The organism is Pontibacterium granulatum, from assembly GCF_029961155.1.
GTDB lineage: Bacteria > Pseudomonadota > Gammaproteobacteria > Pseudomonadales > Balneatricaceae > Pontibacterium > Pontibacterium granulatum.
Genome location: NZ_JASBRH010000028.1, coordinates 34,286 through 52,512, shown reverse-complemented (window position 1 = coordinate 52,512; position 18,227 = coordinate 34,286). Strand labels below are relative to the sequence as shown.

The window sequence follows — 18,227 nt, the reverse complement described above, 5'->3', positions numbered from 1 at the left end:
TATCAAAAGCACCAGGCGAAACGCTGAAACGAACAGGGAGAGCTGCGGTAGATGGGTGTTTTCACAGAAAAATGTCTAATCCGACAGCCTCGTTATGTTTAAGGAGTGACAATCAAGAATGGGAAACAACAATCGCAATAAGCCTTGTTGGTGTGGTTCTGGAAAGAAATTCAAAAAGTGTCACCTAAATAGAGATAGTCAAGACTCTTTAACTCGTGGTGATTTAGAGCAATATTCGAAGAAACAGAATTCAAAAAAGGTCTGTAGCGTAAGCAACCTTTTTCCTGACAAGTGTTCAAAAAAAATTATCAATGCTCACACTGTATCAAAAAGTGGGTCTCTCAAAGAGCTATCCGAGAAAGGCCATGTGATGGGCGCCAAGCCTAGCCTATCTGGCTTTATAAAAAACAATGGAAAATTAACGCTCGAAAAAGTAGGGATAAATCGGGCATCAACATTTACAGGGTTTTGCTCAGTTCACGATAAAGAAATATTCTCACCACTGGAAGATGAACCTATTGTTTTAAATGACCAGCAGTTGTTTCTACTGGCCTATAGGGGAATGTGCAGAGAAATTTTCCATAAGGAACAAAATAAAGGCACTGCTAACCTAATGAGGGAAGCAGATAGAGGACAAGATGAATTTTTGCAGCATGCACTTCAAGGCCAAGCTTCTCTATATGACCAAGGTGTAGATCTCGCTTTGCGTGATTTGCAGTACCTGAAATCTGAAATGGACTCTATTCTCCTAGACCAAGATTATTCGAAGATTAGGCACTATGTTTTCGAACTCTCTGAAGTACCAAAAATTCAAGTAAGTGCAATGGTTGTACCTGAAATGGATTTCCATGGAAATCCTTTGCAAAAATTAGGCTTGCAGCAATATAAGTATGATTATATTTTCTTCAACTGTATCAGCTATGAAGGTCGTGGTTGCTTCGTATTTTCATGGTTAACTGAAGATGACAAACACTGTAGCAAGTTCATAGCATCTCTCCTCGAGCTGGATGATCACGAAATTGCAGACGCTCTTGTAAGGTTTTGCTATTCCTTCAGTGAAAATACTTGGGCTTCACCTTCGTGGTGGGACTCACTTGATAGCTCTTCACAGCAGTCGATTACAGAGAGGTTACTACAGGGCACACCAATGGCAGCACACCCGGAAGATTGTCTAATGGATGATGGCCACTCATATGGTGCGCTCAAAATATCAAAGAAAGAGTTACGATAGATAAATTAAACATAACAAGGCCAAGCACACATGCGCAACGAGTTGCGCTGGACTCGCTAAAGCTCGCCTGTGTTGGCGGCGTTATATTTCTATGGAGAGTAAGCAGTGATTTCCAGCCTTGATCATTTAGTGCTCACCGTCAAAAGCATCGAGGATACTGTCCGTTTCTATGCGGATATTCTTGGTATGGAAAAAGAGGCATTCGGCGAAGGCAGGGTGGCGCTGAAATTTGGCTCACAAAAAATTAACCTCCACCAACTCGGCAAGGAGTTTGAGCCCAAAGCTAATTTCCCTACGCCAGGATCGGCCGATTTATGTTTTATCACCAACATACCTATCCAAGAGGCTTTCGAGCAAATCGCAACCAAAGGTGTGAACATCATTGAAGGCATCGTTGCCCGTACTGGGGCACTCGGGCCGATTCAATCTTTCTATTTCAGAGACCCGGATAACAACCTAATTGAGCTGTCTTCTTATGCAACCACAACATAACGAGGGTCTCCAACGTCGCGTGTCACATACGCTGGGCTCGAAACAAGTTGCCCGCCGTTTAGTCGGGCGTTACAGCAGCAAACCTTCCTCAATCCGATAAAACTCGCTCGCCGCGTTAATCAGTGAATTCGCAGTCAGTGCCGGTACGCCATAGACATCGGCGCTGACGTGATAATCGTTGCGCACTTTATCCAGCAGCAGATCAAAATCCCCATCACCCGAGAGCAGCACTATCTTGTCCACCGTTTTGGCGGCTTCCAGCACATCGATGGTAATGCCCACATCCCAATCGCCCTTGGCAGAGCCGTCGCTGCGCTGGATAAAGGGTTTCAGTTTTACGTCGAAACCGATCTGTTTCAGCGCATTTTGGAACTTCAACTGACGTTCGTCGCCGCGGTGGATGGCGTAGGCGGTGGCGCTGACGATGGTGCCTTCCTCAGAGATGCGTTGCCATAAGGCGCGGTAGTTGAATTGGCGGCCGTATGCCTGACGGGTGGTGTAGTAGATGTTCTGCACATCCACAAAGATGGCGATCTTGGGCTGGTCGGGCATTCAGTGAACCTTGTGGGTGGTTGTTCGTGCAAAAGGAAGCATACCGTAACGGCGTATGGTCAGCGAGTCATAAGGTGTCGGTGATCACGTTGGCCAACTGCTGCCGTAACCAGATATGACCCGGATCTTTATCGTGCAGTGGGTGCCAGGCGAAAAACGAACCGATGTCGGTGAGCTCGCGTGGGGCTTTGAGCACTTTCAGCGGATAGTGCTGCTGGAAATAGAGTGCGACCGGTTTGATCATCACGATCATCAGTTCGGTGTTCTCCAGTATGGCCGGTACCGAGGCGTAGCCCTGCACCGTGGTGACGACGTTACGCTTGAGGCCTTTCTGCTGCAGGCGCTGATCGAGGAAGTTCTTAGGGCCGCTCCAGTATGAGGTGAAGATCTGGGGTTGTGCTGCCATCTCCTCCAGACTCAAAGCCTGGCGCTGGGCGAGGGGATGGGATTCATGGACGACCAGCACCATCTCTGTGTTTTGGGCCAAGCCGGTCTTCAGGTTATCGGCGAGGTGGGTCATCCCCCGTACGCCAAACACCAGATCAACCTTCCCCTGCAGCAGTTCATCGTGGTAGCCCGATTGGGTCAGCGGCTCGTTGTGGATCTGCACACTCAGTTGTTCCTGGCTGAGTATCCGCAACAAACGGGGTAGCTGAATCAGTTCGAAGTGACCGCCTCCTGCGATCTTAAACACCCGGTCTGATGCCGCGGGATCAAATTCCGGGCTCTGCCTCAATTTATGGGAGAGGGTTTGAATGAACAGCCCGGTGGGTTCCGCCAGCTCCCGCGCACGCAGGGTGGGCTCCATACCGCTTGGCGTTGCCACGAAGAGCGGATCATTCAGGGCCTGACGCAATCGTTTCAGCGCATGGCTGACGGCAGACTGGCTCAAGGCGAGGGATTCTGCTGCACGGGTGACATTGCGCTCACACATCAGCGCGTGCAGCACTTTTAACAGATTGAGATCCAGATTGGCTAACTCGATATGTTTATCATTCATGGTGGTATGCACGCTATGCAGTTCATTAATGTCTTGTTCGATCTTAGACTGTCCGCAGTTATTAATGCAATGGCTGTTACAGCGTTGCCGATAAGTAGGAATGGAGGGGAATATGTTGAGCGAACGTCACAAAGGGCATCTGTCAGTACTGTTGTTTACGTTGCTGATCAGCACCTCCTTTCCCTTGGGGCAGTATCTCACCGCTGAGTTGCCTCCGCTGGTGGTAACCTGGAGCCGCTTTGTGTTGGGTGGGGTGTTCTTTGCGGGCCTCCTGTTGGTAAGACGCAGCTGGCAGTGGCCTCCCGCCTCTGTGTTGTTGCGCTATGCCGTGCTGAGCCTGTTGGTGTGTTTCTATTTCTGGTCGATGTTTGAAGCCCTGGAGCAGAGCGATCCCGTCGAAGTTGCCGCTATCTATACGCTGGTACCGCTCTTTACCGCGATGATTGCACGGGTTGCCGGGCAGCACCTGAAGCAGCGCCAGTGGGTTATGTTGTTGATTGGCCTGCTGGCGGCGGTATGGATTATCGTCGGCGGTTCGGTTGATCGGTTACTGACGCTGCGCATCGATGAGGGCAGCCTGATCTACCTGTGGGGGTGTATGGCGTTTGCTGCCAACCCGGTGTTGGTACAGTCCGGTCTGAAGGAGCAGCCGATTCTGAGCAGTACATTCTGGTTATTGCTCTTTGCTGCACTGTGGTTAAGCCCGTTTATCCCGATGTATCTGGATGTTAGCGCAGTAGCTGAGGTAAGCGAGGGTATTATCTGGGGAGTGCTGTACATGGGGTTGGTGGTGACTGCGCTGACGTTTATGCTGTTCCACTACGCCAGTGTGCGGCTGAAATCGGCCCAGGTGATGGCGTACAGCTATCTTGTACCGGTGATGGTGATGCTCATGGCCGTGGGCGCTGGGCAGCCCCTTGTTCTCTCCATCCTGCCTGCGGTAGGGATTATCCTTGCGGTGGTGGTCGTGATGCTCAAGACCCCGGAAGACGCGATACCTGCCCCTGTGGATGCGTCGCCTGAAGCAGGTTGATCAATCAGTGCCTAAGCCGCGTTGCTTGTATTTGTGGCAGAATCGCCAAATGCAGCTATGGTTGAATCGTTTGGGTTGAAGAACTCCTTGGACGAAGGCACTGGTCACTATGAAGCTTGAAGGTTCCTGTCACTGCGGCGCTGTGCATTTCAGCGTCAACTCCGCACATCCCTATCCGTTTAACCTCTGCTATTGCTCCATCTGCCGTAAAACCGCAGGCGCGGGCGGCTATGCGATAAACCTGTCCGCAGACCATGCATCGCTGAACGTGAAGGGCGAAGAGCATATCTCTGTCTATCAGGTGATGCTGACCGGTGATTCAGGCGCGCGGGAGCAAAGCCCTGCCAAGCGCCACTTCTGCAGTCGTTGTGGCAGTGCGTTATGGGTCTGGGATCCGCGCTGGCCGGAGTTGATGCATCCCTTTGCGTCAGCAATCGATTCCACCCTGCCAGTCCCGCCGGAGCGTACCCACCTGATGGTGGGCTCCAAGGCGTCCTGGGTTCCGTTGCAGACAGGGGACCACGATAAGGTGTTCGATCTCTACCCGGATGAATCGATTGCCCAGTGGCATCAACGCCTTGGATTAGAGTCTGGGGATAGCTAAGCGGATGATCGATTACATTAAGGCGATGTTTGATCTGGCCCTGGACGGCGATAAACAGGGATTTCTGTTCTTTATCTGTCTTTACGCGCTGGTGGTATGTGGTTACTCGGTGTTGTTTCAGTTGAGGGTTGCCCGATGGCCGGAAGCCAAAGGAGCCTTGTTGCAGGGTGGTGTCAGTAAGATTGGCGGTACAGAGCCGGTCAGGTCAAATCAGGAATACGTTGCATCGGCACTCTACGAATACAGTGTGGATGGGACCCTCTACCAGGGTAAGCGGGTGTCGCCCTGGGTGATGGTCGCGTCACACAACGCGAAATTTCTGCTGGAGAAGCAGATGCGAGGGATACAACGCGACGCGGATGGTGGCGTCAGTGTCTTCTTTAATCCAAACAATCCCAAGAAAAGTTATCTCATCAAACCCGGTAAGTTAGGGATCGCTTTCACCCTTAGCCTGGCTGTAGGCCCTATGTTGCTGTACGGGTACGCGTATGCCGTGTGATTTTTTGGCCAGTGGTGTTTGAAAATTCATCTTAGCTGACGGCCGGGTTTACGCATCTTTGCTAACTATGGATGTTGTTTTCTTAGGCTTTTCGCAGAATGGGCTACAATAAATCGGATAAGTTTACGTTCAGGTAAAGTGTTTAACGGTTTTAACCTGTTTGGAGGACCGTCGTTCGATTCTGAATTCCCCATTGTGTATGGAGCGCTTTGCTAATCTAACGCAGTTGGTCAGAGTTTAGAGAGAAGGGGCTCATGGTGTAAAGGATGTCTGAAAGTCACAAGTATGATCATTTAGTCCATATTAAGAGTCATGATGAGTTAGGTCTGTATGAGCTGATTCCCAACGTCGTTTGGATCTTTGACCTGGATAAACACGGCTGGTGGTGGGGCAACCCGGCCGCAGTGTCGTTCTGGGGGCTGAACAATGTAAAGGAGCTGATTGATAAAGACCTGTCTGGCGATACCCAGGGGGCGCGGGATCGAACGCTGCAAACCTTTGAGCTGGCAGCCAAGGATGGATTAACGGTCGACCCCTGGACCACCTACCCCAATGGCAAACCCAAAACGTTGCTGATGATGCACAGGGCTGTACTGCTGGGCCCGGACAAACATCGTGGCATCATCGCCTATATCAACGAAGAGGTGAATCTCGGGGAACAACCCGAAAACCTGCTGTTGATGGAGGCGATGCGTTACACCCGCGTACCGGCAACTACCTATACCTTTGACGGCGAACCGCTGGTCGAAAACCCCGCTGCCACCGATGCCTACAATCACTTGCACGATCAACCAATGCCGGAAGGTAGCTGCGTATTCATAGAGCGTTTTGCCGATCCTGAAGAAGGTCGCGCCTGTCTTGCGAGAATCCAGCGCGAGGAGGAGGGGCGTTGGGACTACATCATGCACACCAGTGCAGGCGAGCGACGTCATAGCTTGGATATTCGCCGCACCCGCCATCCCCTGAACGGAGACTTTCTGTTTCTGGTGGTGGAGTACGACTTTACCGAATTGTATGACGCGTTAGAGGAAGTTGAGGCGTCTCGGGCGAGACTGCACGATATCGCCATGAGGGATACGCTGACCGGCGTAAACAGCCTGCACTATATGCAGGAAGCCGCGAAAAAAGAGATCGCTCATGCCGAACGGCATAACCTCCAGCTCGCGGTGATGTTTATCGATCTGGACGGTTTTAAATCGATCAACGATGCCTTTGGCCATGATGTGGGCGACAACGTGTTATGTGAAGTTGCGCAACGTGTGCAGGCAACCATTCGTTCCGAGGATATGCTGGCACGTATTGGCGGTGACGAGTTTGTTGTGTTGCTGTCTCACGCATCCTGCAATGGCGATACAGAACGGGTGGTAACCCGCATATTGGAAGTTATTGAACAGCCGGTTGATGTTGCCGGGAATGCAATTAGAGCGAGTGCCAGTATCGGTATTTCGCTTTATCCGAAAGACGGTCAGGATCTGGAGGCGTTGCTTAAAGCGGCGGATGATGCCATGTACAGCGTAAAGAAAAACGGAAAGAACGCTTTCGCCTGCGTTTAGGTGGAAGGTGGTGGAAGGGATCGGACTAGCCGTGAGCTTCAAAACTCACGGCTGTCTTCTTCGTTGGTTAACTCTTCTTCGATATAGCGCTTGATGTGCTGACGGCTGCGGGTGGTGGTTTTGAACAGCCAGACCGCAATCAGGAAACCGACTACGTAGATATACTGCTGCGCCTCCGCAAACAGCGATCCGAGAATCAGGGTAAACGGAACAACAATCAGGATGCCGATCTTGCCGCGCCTGAGCAGGGTTTCCATCAGCTCCTGCGCGTCATGGCGGTTGTTTACGCCCGCGTCCTGAAGGGTTTTACACAGGGAAAGGTACTCCTTTTCACGCTGTTTCCGCAGGCGACCAAAAGGGTCATTGATATTCATTTGGACGGCTCTTAAATCGATATGATTAACTCAAATGATAACCCGTAATGGCGAAAACGTCCTATTGGGGATGGGTTTGAGGGTGAGGATTTGTGTTGGGCATCGCTTCGCGACGGCCAACCTTCGGTGAGGTGTGTTTGCTCCAGGCGCTTTTAGCAGCGGTCTCCGACCGCAACTTTGTCCGCTGCCTAATAGAGTCGCCCTCGGAGAGGGCTGCTACATGAATGTCTGCGGCATTAATTTGTCGGGCATCGCATTACGCATCGCGAGCAATAACCTCCACCACGCGGGCGGCACGATTGCTGAGGTTACGGATCACGTTAGGGCCCATCTGCCCAAACTCAGGGCCCAGAATCAAAGCAGGGGAGACCGGTGGAGGTGTAGTGTTTCCAGCAGATTGTTTCTCTTTTTCCGCCTGGCGCTGTCGCCATGCCAGCGCTTCCTCTGACCAATCGTTAAATACCTCCACCTCAAAATCACTTTCACTGAGCATGGCAAGCAGTTCCGATTCGGTACGCAGATGTGAATCGTCTGCGTTGCGTGCCCAAGGCACTGGATAGCGCATCTCGCTATGATTCTCACCCTGCAGCACTTCATGCATCAACAGCTGGCCATGCTCGGTAAGTACGCGCTTACACTCCCTTAAAACCTGTACTGCATCGGGCATGTTCAGCAGGCTGTGTTGGAACACAATCAGGTCGAACTGATTGCTCTTAAAAGGAAGGTTGTGGGCATCACCGGTAATCACCTGGGGGGATGAATTGGAGGGTGCGAGAGAAGAGAGCTGCTGGTTGATCTGGTTAAGCCCGTGGGTGATGTCCAGGCCGGTGATCGATAGTTTTAGATCCTGCTCGATCAGCCGCATCAATCCACCCAATCCCGAACCGATATCCAGAATGGAGGTTACATCCAGCTCTGCGATACGCTTTACCAGTTTGAGGGATGCCTTGATGCCGCCAATGTGTAACTGATCCACCGGGGCCAGCTGAAAACGATCCGGACCCTCAGGGTAGGCGGATTGCAGTTTGGCAATGATGCGGTCGGTATCGAGGTTTTGCTGGTAGTGAGCGTTTACCGTAGCGGACATCAGGGTTTTCTCTGTATAGGTGAAAACCCTAATTTGCCGTTAAGTCGGCTGCTTTGCAAGTGCGGGCGGTGTGCAGCGTCAGAGTTGTTTGATCTGCTGCAGAATGTGCTCTGGTGGTTCCTGAACCACTAGATGGGATATCTCGCCGCTGGTGAAGTAGAGCCGGGTGCCGCTCTCTCCCGCTTTCTGCGAAAAGTAGACGATGTTATCCGTGTTTACGAAGTACTCGGTGCCGTCCCTTTCCGAGGTCACGCGAATAATGATCTTCATCGGTGGGCTCCTGACGGTGTCATACTGGTATTAGTCTAGCAGACAGGTGCGCTCAGGCAGCGTTACCGCCACCTGATATGATCTGTGTGGGGTAAGGCGCCAGAATTTTGTGTGAGCGGGAGTTCGATCTGCTTATTTATGAGACCAGATCACGCGCACGGGATCACCGAAGTCGTCGTATATCACTTTACGGTAACTTTGATGCTTAGGCTTGGGAGCGGTTTTTCGGGTTTTCTTACCTGGGCGGCGTGCTTCAATGGCCGCAACCACTTCAGGAATGGGGGTGCGTGTTTCGTGGGTTTTTTCGATGCGGATATGGCGAGAATGGCATCGCCCTTCGACCAGGCCTGTAGCGCCGGGAGGTACGCACTGGATAGTGCCGCCTCGGGCGAGGAAGTCTGCGATTTTCTGTTCGTGTTCTCTGCGTATTTGCTTCTTATTTGGGCGCTTGCTGAACATTTTTATATTGTCCGGTTAGGTCTGTCTAAGGGCGCTGATCTCCATATAACGGGAAGTATTGAACGACGCGTGTAGGAAACGTGCGTCACAGCCTGTTCAGGCACTACCTGTATTCCAGACTAAGTAGTGTAGACAATGTATAGCGCTTCACCAGACATTGAAGGTGAACATTTTTTGACAGGTTTGCCGGATAGCTGAAAATAAAAATGCCAACGCAAAAGATGGGTAGTTAGTTGGGATGGGTCTGGAGATGATTTGTCATTTAGTCAGCTGCAGATGAACGTTTTCAGTTGTGCCGTGGCGTGCTGGATTTTGGGCCACTTTGGCTTATACCGGTTACTCCTGCAGTCAGGGTAAAGCGCATTGCCTCTTCAACGGTCATATTCAAAGGTCTAACCGAACTCTGTGGCATCAGTACTGCGTAGCCGCCAATCATGTAGCTAAGGGGCAGATAGACCAGGATACTGCCCTCCGTATCGAAACCTTTCGGTAGACGCGTGCTGGATTCCTGAGTCACGAATCCAATCAATTCCATGCCGCTATCTCCGAGGGTTACCACAACTACCTGTTCAAACTCCTTTTTCACTGTTGGTGAGAAGTAATCAAAAAAATCCCGAATGGCGCGGTAGATCGTTTTCACCAGCGGCATGTGGTAGAGCAGGCTTTCTGTGAGGGCAAAAAGGCGTTGGAACAGATAGGCATGCATCAGCATACCCACGAGGAACGCCACGGTGAGCGCCGCGAGCAGTCCTAGCCCGGGCCAGTATGGCATGCCGGGTAACAGTGTTCGGATCGATTCACCCAGTGCGACTTCGGTAGTTCGGGCCAGCCAATAGATCAGATACAGAGTAAGGAGCACGGGCAGGATGGTAACCAGGCCCGTAAGAACATTTCGACCGATGAAACGCAACATGATGTGACCCTCCCGGCAGGCATATCATCTGTGGGCGATGCGGAGGTGTGATGACCCTAACCTATAAGGTAAGCATAGACGGGGTATGCATCTGTCCTCTTTTGAGGAGGCACTGGAAATAAAAACGCCAGCGCAAAGGCTGGCGTTTTTGAGGCGTGGGGAAGGAGACTATTAGTCTTCCAGACCCAGCTCTTCGATGGAGATTTCACGCATCTTAAACTTCTGGATTTTACCGGTCACGGTCATTGGGAACTCGTCGGTAAACTTGAAGTAACGTGGAATCTTGAAGTGGGTGATCTTGCCCTTACAGAACGCACGCAGGTCTTCAGCGGTGACTTCTTCGGCGCCCGGTGCCAGTTTCACCCATGCGATCAGCTCTTCACCGTATTTCTTATCCGGTACGCCGGTTACCTGAACGTCGGAGATGGACGGGTGGGTGTACAGGAACTCTTCGATCTCTTTCGGGTAGACGTTTTCACCGCCACGGATAACCATATCCTTGATACGGCCAACGATCTGGATGTAACCCTCTTCGTCCATGGTCGCCAGGTCGCCGGTGTGCATCCAGCCTGCTTCGTCCACCGACTTAGCGGTTGCTTCCGGGTTGTTCCAGTACTTGAGCATCACGCTGTAACCACGGGTGCACAGCTCGCCGACTTCACCACGGCCAACAACGTTGCCGGAGGCCGGATCAACGATCTTGGTTTCCAGGTGTGGCTGGGTGCGGCCCACGGTGGTCACACGTTTCACGAATGGGTCGTCCGCTGCGGTCTGGGTGGAAACCGGGCTGGTTTCGGTCATACCGTACGCGATCTGAACCTCTTCCATGTGCAGCTTGGTGTTAACCGCTTTCATCACCTCTTCAGGACAGATGGAACCTGCCATGATGCCGGTGCGCAGGGTGGATACTTCGTACTGGTCGAAGTCCGGGTGCTCCATCTCGGCAATAAACATGGTTGGTACACCGTACAGCGCGGTTGCACGTTCTTCGGATACCGCTTCCAATACGGATTTTGGCTCGAAACCTTCGTCCGGGTAGATCATGGTTGCACCGTGGGTCATACAACCCAGGTTACCCATGACCATGCCGAAGCAGTGATACAGTGGTACAGGGATGACCAGACGGTCCTGATCGGTGAAGTTCATGCTCTCGGCAACGAAATAACCGTTGTTCAGGATGTTATGGTGAGACAGCGCCGCACCTTTCGGGAAACCGGTTGTACCTGAGGTGTATTGGATGTTGATTGGATCGTCGAACTGCAGCTCAGCCTGGATTTTCTCCAGCTGGGAGTTGTCGATCTTCTCAGCCATCTCTACGAAGTCAGCCCAACGCCACATGCCTTCCAGCTTGTCGTCCGCCAGGTTGATGATGCCTTTTAGGTGCGGCAGCTTCTCGGATTCCAGCTCGCCTTCGGCGCAGTTTTTCAGCTCCGGCGCCAGATCGTAAAGCATCTGGGTATAGTTGGAGGTTTTGAAGCTGTCTGCGGTGACCAGGAATTTGGCCTCGGACTGGTTCATCGCGTATTCCAGCTCATGCAGGCGGTACGCTGGGTTTACGTTTACCAGGATCGCCCCCACTTTAGCGGTCGCGAACTGGGTAATTGTCCACTGGGCGCAGTTCGGGGACCACATGCCCACACGGTCACCGCGTTTTACGCCGATTGCCAGGAAGGCGCGTGCGGCTTCATCGACACGGGTTTTCAGCTCGGCGTAGGTCAGGCGAATACCCTGGTGGCGCACGATCAGTGCGTCGTTGTTTGGATAGGTTGCTGCAATTTCATCAAACTTATCACCGATGGTCATGCCGATCAGTGGTTTAGTGCTAGGACCGCTGGTGTAGCTCGGGAGTTTACTCATCGTTGTTGACCCCATTTGCGCGTTATTTTTTTAAATTTCAAAAGGGTTTATGTGCCCGGTGCTGCCCCAAACAGCACCGGGCACGGAATATCAGCGACTTTGGCTGTGGTATTCAGGATTCGGTTGCATATCCACCGCGCTGGCGACCCGGTTGGTCATGTTGTAAAAACCAGCGATGTTAGCGATATCCCAGATGTCACGATCGCTGAAACCCGCATCACGCAATGCCTGACGATCGGCTTCCAGAATTTCGTTCGGGGATTCCGTCAGCTTGACGGAGAAATCGAGCATCGCGCGGTGGCGGTCGGATAGTTCCGCTACACGGTAGTTCATTACCATCAGCTCACCTAGCTTCGGCTCGCCGGAGTACTCGCGTACCGCAGCGCCGTGGGCAACCTGGCAGTAGTAACAGGAATTAGAGGATGAAACCGCAACGGCGATCATCTCTTTTTCCAGATTGGATAAACCGCTCTCACCGAACATCAGTTCGTTGTAGAGACGGGAAAACACATCCAGTTGTGCAGCGCTCTGGCTGTATGCTTTAAGAACGTTCGGCACCATGCCCAGTTTCTCTTCGCACACAGCGAAGTACTTCTGAAACTCGTCTGGCAGTTCGTGGTGCGCAGGCACTGGCAGATCCAATGCCGTAATGTAATCCGGTTGTGATTTCATCTGTTGATACCTCGGTTTTGTTTTTTTTGTTTCGAGGTGCCCGACAGCCCTGATGGGTGTCGGGCGCTGTCCGTATAAGGGTTTTTACTTATCTTTGCGGCCTAAAGCAAGTGCGACTTTAGATCCGTTGCCGCGCCCCAGCTGTCCGGTGATCCAGTGGCTGGTTTCTACCAGCTTGTCCAGATCGATACCGGTTTCGATACCCAGGCCGTTCAGCATGTAAACCACATCTTCGGTCGCAACGTTGCCGGACGCGCCTTTGGCGTAAGGGCAGCCGCCCAGGCCTGCGACGGAGGTGTCGATTACAGCCAGACCCTCTTCAACCACCGCATACAGGTTGGCCAGTGCCTGCCCGTAGGTGTCGTGGAAGTGTGCCGCCAGTTTGTCCATCGGGATCTCTTTGTTCACCGCTTCCAGCATCTTCTTCGCTTTCAGCGGGGTGCCAACACCGATGGTGTCGCCCAGGGAGATCTCGTAGCAGCCCATATCCAGCATGTCGCGGCAGACCGCAGCAACCTGCTCCGGTGCGATGTCGCCATCGTACGGACAACCCAGCACCGTGGAGACGTAACCACGTACACGAATACCGTGCTGTTGGGCGGTTTCGATCACCGGTACAAAACGTTCCAGGCTATCCTTGATGGAGCAGTTGATGTTCTTCTGAGTGAAGGCTTCGGAGGAAGCGGTGAACACCGCAACCTCGTCTGCTTTGGACTCAATCGCACCTTCGAGTCCGCGCATGTTTGGCGTAAGCGCGGCGTAGGTTACGCCCGGTTTGCGATTGATACCCGCCATTACCGCAGCTGCATCGCCCATCTGTGGCACCCACTTCGGGGAAACGAAGCTGGCGGACTCAACATAGCTGAGTCCAGCGTCGGTCAGACGGTTGATCAGCTCAACCTTCACGTCGGTCGCAATGATGTCACCCGGTTCGTTCTGGAGGCCGTCCCGTGGGCCGACCTCAACGATGCGGGCGGATGAAGGCAGAGAGGTAGGCATGCCCATTACGCTGCCTCCTCATCCTTTGCATCCAGTGCCACCAATTCGGCACCTTCGTTTACCAGATCGCCTTCGGCGAAGAACACCTCAGCTACAACACCGTCGTACGGTGCGGAGATGCTGTGTTCCATCTTCATCGCTTCCATGATCACCAGCGTGTCACCGGCTTTCACTTCCTGACCTTTATCGACCAGAACCGCAACCATCGCGCCGTTCATCGGCGCCGCCAGAGACGCATCACCAGACTGTTCAGTTTCGGTGAAGGTGTCACGGTGCTGACGGCACTGGAACTGTTCACCTTCGTGGAAGATGGTCAGGTTGTCACCATCCTGGAAGCAGTGCACGGTCAGGCGGTGGCCGTTGATGATTACGTTCAGCGCATCGCCGTTCAGCTCGGCAGAGACACGGTAGGACGCGTCGTCAACGGTGACTTCGTACTCACCCTGTTTCTCCAGAATGCTCAGCTCGTGCAGATCTTCACCCTGTGCCAGTTTCATCGGACGGGCGTACTCAGAGTTCAGACGCCAGCCGTTCTGGCCGGAGAATGGAGAGTGCTGATCGCCTTTGATGGTGTGGCCCGCTTTTGCGGTTTCCAGGAAGTAAGCAGCAGACATCACCAGGCAGAACTGGTTGTCCAGACGCGCATCCGGGAACAGCAGTTCACGGTGTTTCTCGATAAAGCCGGTATCCAGCTCTTCCTTACGGAACGGGCCCGCATCGGCCAGGTTACGCAGGAAGCGGGTGTTGGTCTTCAGACCCGCGATTCGGTAATCCTCCAGTGCGCTAACCATGCGGTTGATCGCTGCTTCGCGGTTTTCATCCCATACGATCAGCTTGGCGATCATTGGGTCGTAGTACACGGATACTTCGTCGCCTTCGATGACGCCGGTATCCACACGTACATGGGCGTTTTCAGCCGGTGTGCGCAGGTATTTCAGGCTCCCGGTTGCAGGCAGGAAGTCGTTGTCCGGATCTTCTGCGTAGATACGTGCTTCCAGTGCGTGGCCACGGATGGTCAGTTGGTCCTGAGTGATCGGCAGCTCGGCACCGGCTGCGATGCGCAGCTGCCATTCCACCAGATCCTGGCCGGTGATCATCTCGGTGACTGGGTGTTCTACCTGCAGACGGGTGTTCATCTCCATGAAGTAGAAGGAACCGTCCACGTCGTACAGGAACTCAACGGTACCCGCGCCTACGTAGTCGATCGCCTGTGCTGCACGGACCGCGGCTTCACCCATCGCTTTGCGGGTTTCATCAGACAGACCCGGCGCAGGGGCTTCCTCGATCACTTTCTGGTGACGGCGCTGTACGGAGCAGTCACGTTCGGCCAGGTAGATACCATTACCGTGCTTGTCGCAGAATACCTGGATCTCCACATGGCGTGGCTGAGTCAGGTAGCGCTCGATCAGCATATCCGGGTTGCCGAATGCATTCTGTGCCTCACGGCAAGCAGCCTGCAGGGCTGCGTCGAACTCATCCAGAGACTCGACCACACGCATACCTTTACCGCCACCACCGGCAACGGCTTTCAACAGCTGTGGGTAACCACATTTTTCGGATTCACGTTTCAGCAGGGCTGGGTCCTGGTCTTCACCGTGGTAGCCCGGTACCAGCGGTACGTTGGCGTGAGACATAATCTCTTTTGCCGCGGACTTGGAACCCATGGATGCAATCGCGGAAGACGGTGGGCCGATAAAGGTAATACCATTCGCTTCCAGCGCTTCGGCGAACCCGGTGTTCTCAGACAGGAAACCGTAACCCGGGTGTACTGCCTGAGCGCCGGACTGCTTGCAGATCTCGATGATCTTGTCGGCACGCAGGTAACTTTCAGTGCTTGGTGCAGGGCCCAGCAGGAAGGCTTCGTCAGCCATCGCTACGTGGCGAGCATTGGCGTCAGCTTCAGAGTAGACAGCGACACACTTAATACCCAGACGGTGTGCCGTCTGGATGACGCGGCAGGCGATTTCGCCGCGGTTTGCAATCAGAATCTTATTAAACATAGCGGTTCTCCGCGTCGAGATCGCCTGCGCGCGCTGCGCGCGTCGGCATGCAATTTGGCTTCGCCGCCAGTTGGCTTGCCAACTGGTCACCCCGGTTTGCAATCAAAATTGAGTTGAACATGATCGCTTACTCCTGAATCCAGTTTGGCTTGCGCTTCTGCAGGAAAGATCCCAGACCTTCCTGACCCTCTTCGCTGACACGGATATCAGCGATACGGCGTGCGGTGTCGTCGATCACGTCCTGATCGATTATCTTGCTGCTCACCGCGAAGATAAGTTCTTTCGCCGCGTGCATCGCCTGTGGGCTGTTACGACGCAGTTGCTTCACAAAGCGTGCGCAGGCGTCGTCGAACAGAGCAGGGTCGGCAACCACTTCGTGTACCAGGCCAAACTCTTTTGCCTCAGCGGCAGAGAACAGCTCGGCGGTGACGAAGTAGCGGCGTGCCTGGCGTTCGCCGATAGCGCGGACCACGTATGGGCTGATCACTGCAGGGATCAGCCCGATCTTTACTTCACTCAGGCAGAACTGGCTGGACTCAGCAGCAATCACAATGTCACAGCATGCAGCCAGACCAACAGCACCACCGTACGCAGCGCCCTGAACCAGACCAATGGTTGGTTTGGACAGGCTGTTCAGTACTTCCATCAGGCGGGCAAGACGACCGGCGTCTTCCATGTTCTCCTGATGGCTGTTCTGCGCCATGCGCTTCATCCACGCCAGATCGGCACCGGCAGAGAAGTTCTTGCCGTTGGAGCGCAATACCAGGACGCGGATTTCAGGATCTTCGTCGCAGGCTTCGAGATTTGCGATCAGTTGCTCAATCACATCGTCGTCGAATGCGTTGTGCACTTCCGGACGGTTGATGATCAGCTGGGCTACACCGTCGGAACCTTTTTCCAGCAATACAAAGCTATTAGACATAACAGCCCCCTTACATGCGGAATACACCGAACTTGGTGTCGCCGATCGGTTTGTTAAGTGCAGCAGACAGACCCATGCCAATCACGTCGCGGGTCTGAGCCGGATCGATTACGCCGTCGTCCCACAGACGCGCGCTGGCGTAGTATGGGTGACCCTGATGTTCGTAGGTGTCGACGATCGGCTTCTTGAACTCAGCTTCTTCCTCAGCGGACCATTCCTGACCCACGCGATCCATGTTGTCGCGTTTAACGGTTGCCAGTACCCCCGCCGCCTGTTCACCACCCATTACGGAGATACGGGCGTTTGGCCACATCCACAGGAAGTTCGGGCTGTACGCACGGCCGCACATGCCGTAGTTTCCGGCACCGAAGGAGCCGCCGATCAGTACGGTCAGCTTAGGCACGTCGGCACACGCTACCGCCGTTACCATCTTGGCACCGTGTTTAGCGATACCTTCGGATTCCGCTTTCTGACCCACCATAAAGCCGGTGATGTTCTGCAGGAACAGCAGAGGGATCTTGCGCTGACAGCACAGCTCGATGAAGTGTGCACCTTTCTGTGCGGAGTCACCGAACAGGATGCCGTTGTTCGCTACGATACCCACAGGGTAGCCGTGGATGTGCGCGAAGCCGGTCACCAGGGTGGTGCCGTACATCTTCTTGAATTCGTCGAATTCAGAACCGTCCACGATACGGGCGATGATTTCGCGTACGTCGAACGGTTTCTTCAGGTCGGTACCGACGATGCCGTAGATCTCGTCTGCGCTGTAGAGCGGCGCTTTTGGCTCGCGGATATCCAGATCCAGGGTTTTCTTGCGGTTCAGGTTCGCTACACAGGTGCGTGCGATCTGCAGTGCGTGGGCGTCGTTCTCTGCGTAGTGGTCGGCTACACCGGACACTTTACAGTGAACGTCTGCGCCACCCAGGTCTTCAGCGGAAACCACTTCACCGGTTGCTGCTTTAACCAGAGGAGGACCGGCCAGGAAGATGGTGCCCTGGTTGCGCACGATGATGGATTCGTCTGCCATTGCAGGCACGTATGCACCGCCGGCAGTACAAAGACCCATGACCACAGCGATCTGTGGGATGCCTTTGGAAGACATGCGTGCCTGGTTGTAGAAGATGCGACCGAAGTGGTCTCGATCCGGGAATACGTCGTCCTGCTGTGGCAGGTTAGCGCCGCCGGAGTCCACCAGATAGATACATGGCAGGTGGTTTTGCTCGGCAATCTCCTGCGCACGCAGGTGTTTTTTTACGGTCAGCGGGTAGTAGGTACCGCCTTTAACCGTCGCGTCGTTGGCGATGATCATACATTCCTGGCCGCTGACACGGCCAACACCGGCAATGATGCCCGCTGCCGGGATTACATCGTCATACACGTTGTAGGCTGCCATCTGGGACAACTCCATGAATGGAGAACCTTCGTCCAGCAGGGCGTTGATACGTTCGCGGGGCAGCAGTTTGCCGCGGGACAGGTGGCGTTCCTGATACTTAGGGCCGCCGCCCTGTTCGATGGTGGATACTTTGTCGCGCAGGTCGTTAACCGCTTCAGCCATGGCGTCATGGTTGTTGCGGAACTCTTCTGCACGTGGATTGATTTTGCTTTGCAGAACGGCCATACCGATCTCCTCTTACAGATTCCTGAAAAGTTGTGAGTCGGGACCGCAACGCTTCACTTTGAACGGCGCCTATAAAAGGACGCGACAAAGAA

At 53.6% G+C, this 18,227-nt stretch carries 20 protein-coding genes; 6 read left to right on the top strand and 14 right to left on the bottom strand.

Annotated elements, in window-relative coordinates:
* Window positions 1-118: 118 nt before the first annotated feature.
* Window positions 119-1,231: an SEC-C domain-containing protein gene (locus tag QKW35_RS18660; protein WP_282355588.1), complete on the top strand. Its 1,113-nt coding sequence runs from the start codon at window positions 119-121 to the stop codon at window positions 1,229-1,231.
* Window positions 1,232-1,336: 105 nt separating this feature from the next.
* Window positions 1,337-1,723 (top strand): VOC family protein, encoded by a 387-nt coding sequence (locus QKW35_RS18655; RefSeq protein WP_282355586.1) that lies wholly within the window; start codon window positions 1,337-1,339, stop codon window positions 1,721-1,723.
* Window positions 1,724-1,792: 69 nt separating this feature from the next.
* Here QKW35_RS18655 and QKW35_RS18650 read toward each other — a convergent pair whose 3' ends face one another.
* Window positions 1,793-2,275 carry an NYN domain-containing protein gene (locus QKW35_RS18650; protein ID WP_282355584.1) on the bottom strand — a complete coding sequence of 161 codons (483 nt, stop codon included), beginning with the start codon at window positions 2,273-2,275 and terminating at the stop codon, window positions 1,793-1,795.
* Window positions 2,276-2,342: 67 nt separating this feature from the next.
* Window positions 2,343-3,275, bottom strand: a complete 933-nt coding sequence (locus QKW35_RS18645; protein WP_282355582.1) for a LysR family transcriptional regulator — start codon at window positions 3,273-3,275, stop codon at window positions 2,343-2,345.
* Window positions 3,276-3,387: 112 nt separating this feature from the next.
* Here QKW35_RS18645 and QKW35_RS18640 point away from each other — a divergent pair, with 112 nt between their 5' ends.
* From QKW35_RS18640 to QKW35_RS18625, 4 genes are all read left to right on the top strand, one after another.
* A complete protein-coding gene (locus QKW35_RS18640; RefSeq protein WP_282355580.1) occupies window positions 3,388-4,308 on the top strand; it encodes a DMT family transporter in 921 nt (306 codons plus the stop codon).
* Between the two features lie 109 nt (window positions 4,309-4,417).
* A complete protein-coding gene (locus QKW35_RS18635) occupies window positions 4,418-4,912 on the top strand; it encodes a GFA family protein (protein WP_282355579.1) in 495 nt (164 codons plus the stop codon).
* 4 nt (window positions 4,913-4,916) lie between these two features.
* Window positions 4,917-5,411, top strand: coding sequence for a DUF3592 domain-containing protein (locus QKW35_RS18630; protein ID WP_282355578.1), 495 nt, complete (start codon window positions 4,917-4,919; stop codon window positions 5,409-5,411).
* 266 nt (window positions 5,412-5,677) lie between these two features.
* The gene (locus tag QKW35_RS18625) at window positions 5,678-6,964 is read left to right on the top strand and encodes a GGDEF domain-containing protein (protein WP_282355577.1); all 1,287 of its coding nucleotides are present in this window, start codon (window positions 5,678-5,680) and stop codon (window positions 6,962-6,964) included.
* 38 nt (window positions 6,965-7,002) lie between these two features.
* Here the strand turns inward: QKW35_RS18625 and QKW35_RS18620 are convergent, their stop codons facing one another.
* The 12 genes from QKW35_RS18620 to QKW35_RS18565 all read right to left on the bottom strand — a co-directional run bounded on the left by QKW35_RS18620 (window position 7,003) and on the right by QKW35_RS18565 (window position 18,135).
* Window positions 7,003-7,338 carry a hypothetical protein gene (locus tag QKW35_RS18620; protein ID WP_282355576.1) on the bottom strand — a complete coding sequence of 112 codons (336 nt, stop codon included), beginning with the start codon at window positions 7,336-7,338 and terminating at the stop codon, window positions 7,003-7,005.
* A 256-nt stretch (window positions 7,339-7,594) separates the two neighbouring features.
* Complete coding sequence (locus tag QKW35_RS18615) at window positions 7,595-8,425, bottom strand: class I SAM-dependent methyltransferase (RefSeq protein WP_282355574.1); 831 nt, start codon at window positions 8,423-8,425, stop codon at window positions 7,595-7,597.
* A gap of 78 nt (window positions 8,426-8,503) precedes the next feature.
* Window positions 8,504-8,695: a hypothetical protein gene (locus tag QKW35_RS18610; protein WP_282355571.1), complete on the bottom strand. Its 192-nt coding sequence runs from the start codon at window positions 8,693-8,695 to the stop codon at window positions 8,504-8,506.
* Window positions 8,696-8,827: 132 nt separating this feature from the next.
* Window positions 8,828-9,154 (bottom strand): hypothetical protein, encoded by a 327-nt coding sequence (locus QKW35_RS18605; RefSeq protein ID WP_282355568.1) that lies wholly within the window; start codon window positions 9,152-9,154, stop codon window positions 8,828-8,830.
* 286 nt (window positions 9,155-9,440) lie between these two features.
* Entirely contained in the window at window positions 9,441-10,067 is a 627-nt protein-coding gene (locus QKW35_RS18600; protein WP_282355567.1) for a DUF502 domain-containing protein, read from the bottom strand.
* A gap of 171 nt (window positions 10,068-10,238) precedes the next feature.
* Window positions 10,239-11,924, bottom strand: coding sequence for an AMP-binding protein (locus QKW35_RS18595; protein WP_282355564.1), 1,686 nt, complete (start codon window positions 11,922-11,924; stop codon window positions 10,239-10,241).
* Between the two features lie 90 nt (window positions 11,925-12,014).
* Window positions 12,015-12,596, bottom strand: a complete 582-nt coding sequence (locus QKW35_RS18590) for a peroxidase-related enzyme (protein WP_282355563.1) — start codon at window positions 12,594-12,596, stop codon at window positions 12,015-12,017.
* A gap of 84 nt (window positions 12,597-12,680) precedes the next feature.
* Entirely contained in the window at window positions 12,681-13,601 is a 921-nt protein-coding gene (locus tag QKW35_RS18585) for a hydroxymethylglutaryl-CoA lyase (protein ID WP_282355562.1), read from the bottom strand.
* Window positions 13,601-15,595: an acetyl/propionyl/methylcrotonyl-CoA carboxylase subunit alpha gene (locus QKW35_RS18580; RefSeq protein ID WP_282355559.1), complete on the bottom strand. Its 1,995-nt coding sequence runs from the start codon at window positions 15,593-15,595 to the stop codon at window positions 13,601-13,603. Before QKW35_RS18580 ends, QKW35_RS18585 begins: the two co-directional genes overlap by 1 nt.
* Window positions 15,588-15,716 (bottom strand): hypothetical protein, encoded by a 129-nt coding sequence (locus QKW35_RS18575; protein WP_282355557.1) that lies wholly within the window; start codon window positions 15,714-15,716, stop codon window positions 15,588-15,590. The genes QKW35_RS18580 and QKW35_RS18575 overlap by 8 nt, the downstream gene beginning before the upstream one ends.
* 6 nt (window positions 15,717-15,722) lie before the next feature.
* Window positions 15,723-16,517 carry an enoyl-CoA hydratase/isomerase family protein gene (locus QKW35_RS18570; protein WP_282355554.1) on the bottom strand — a complete coding sequence of 265 codons (795 nt, stop codon included), beginning with the start codon at window positions 16,515-16,517 and terminating at the stop codon, window positions 15,723-15,725.
* Window positions 16,518-16,527: 10 nt separating this feature from the next.
* Entirely contained in the window at window positions 16,528-18,135 is a 1,608-nt protein-coding gene (locus tag QKW35_RS18565) for a carboxyl transferase domain-containing protein (RefSeq protein WP_282355553.1), read from the bottom strand.
* Window positions 18,136-18,227: the final 92 nt, after the last annotated feature.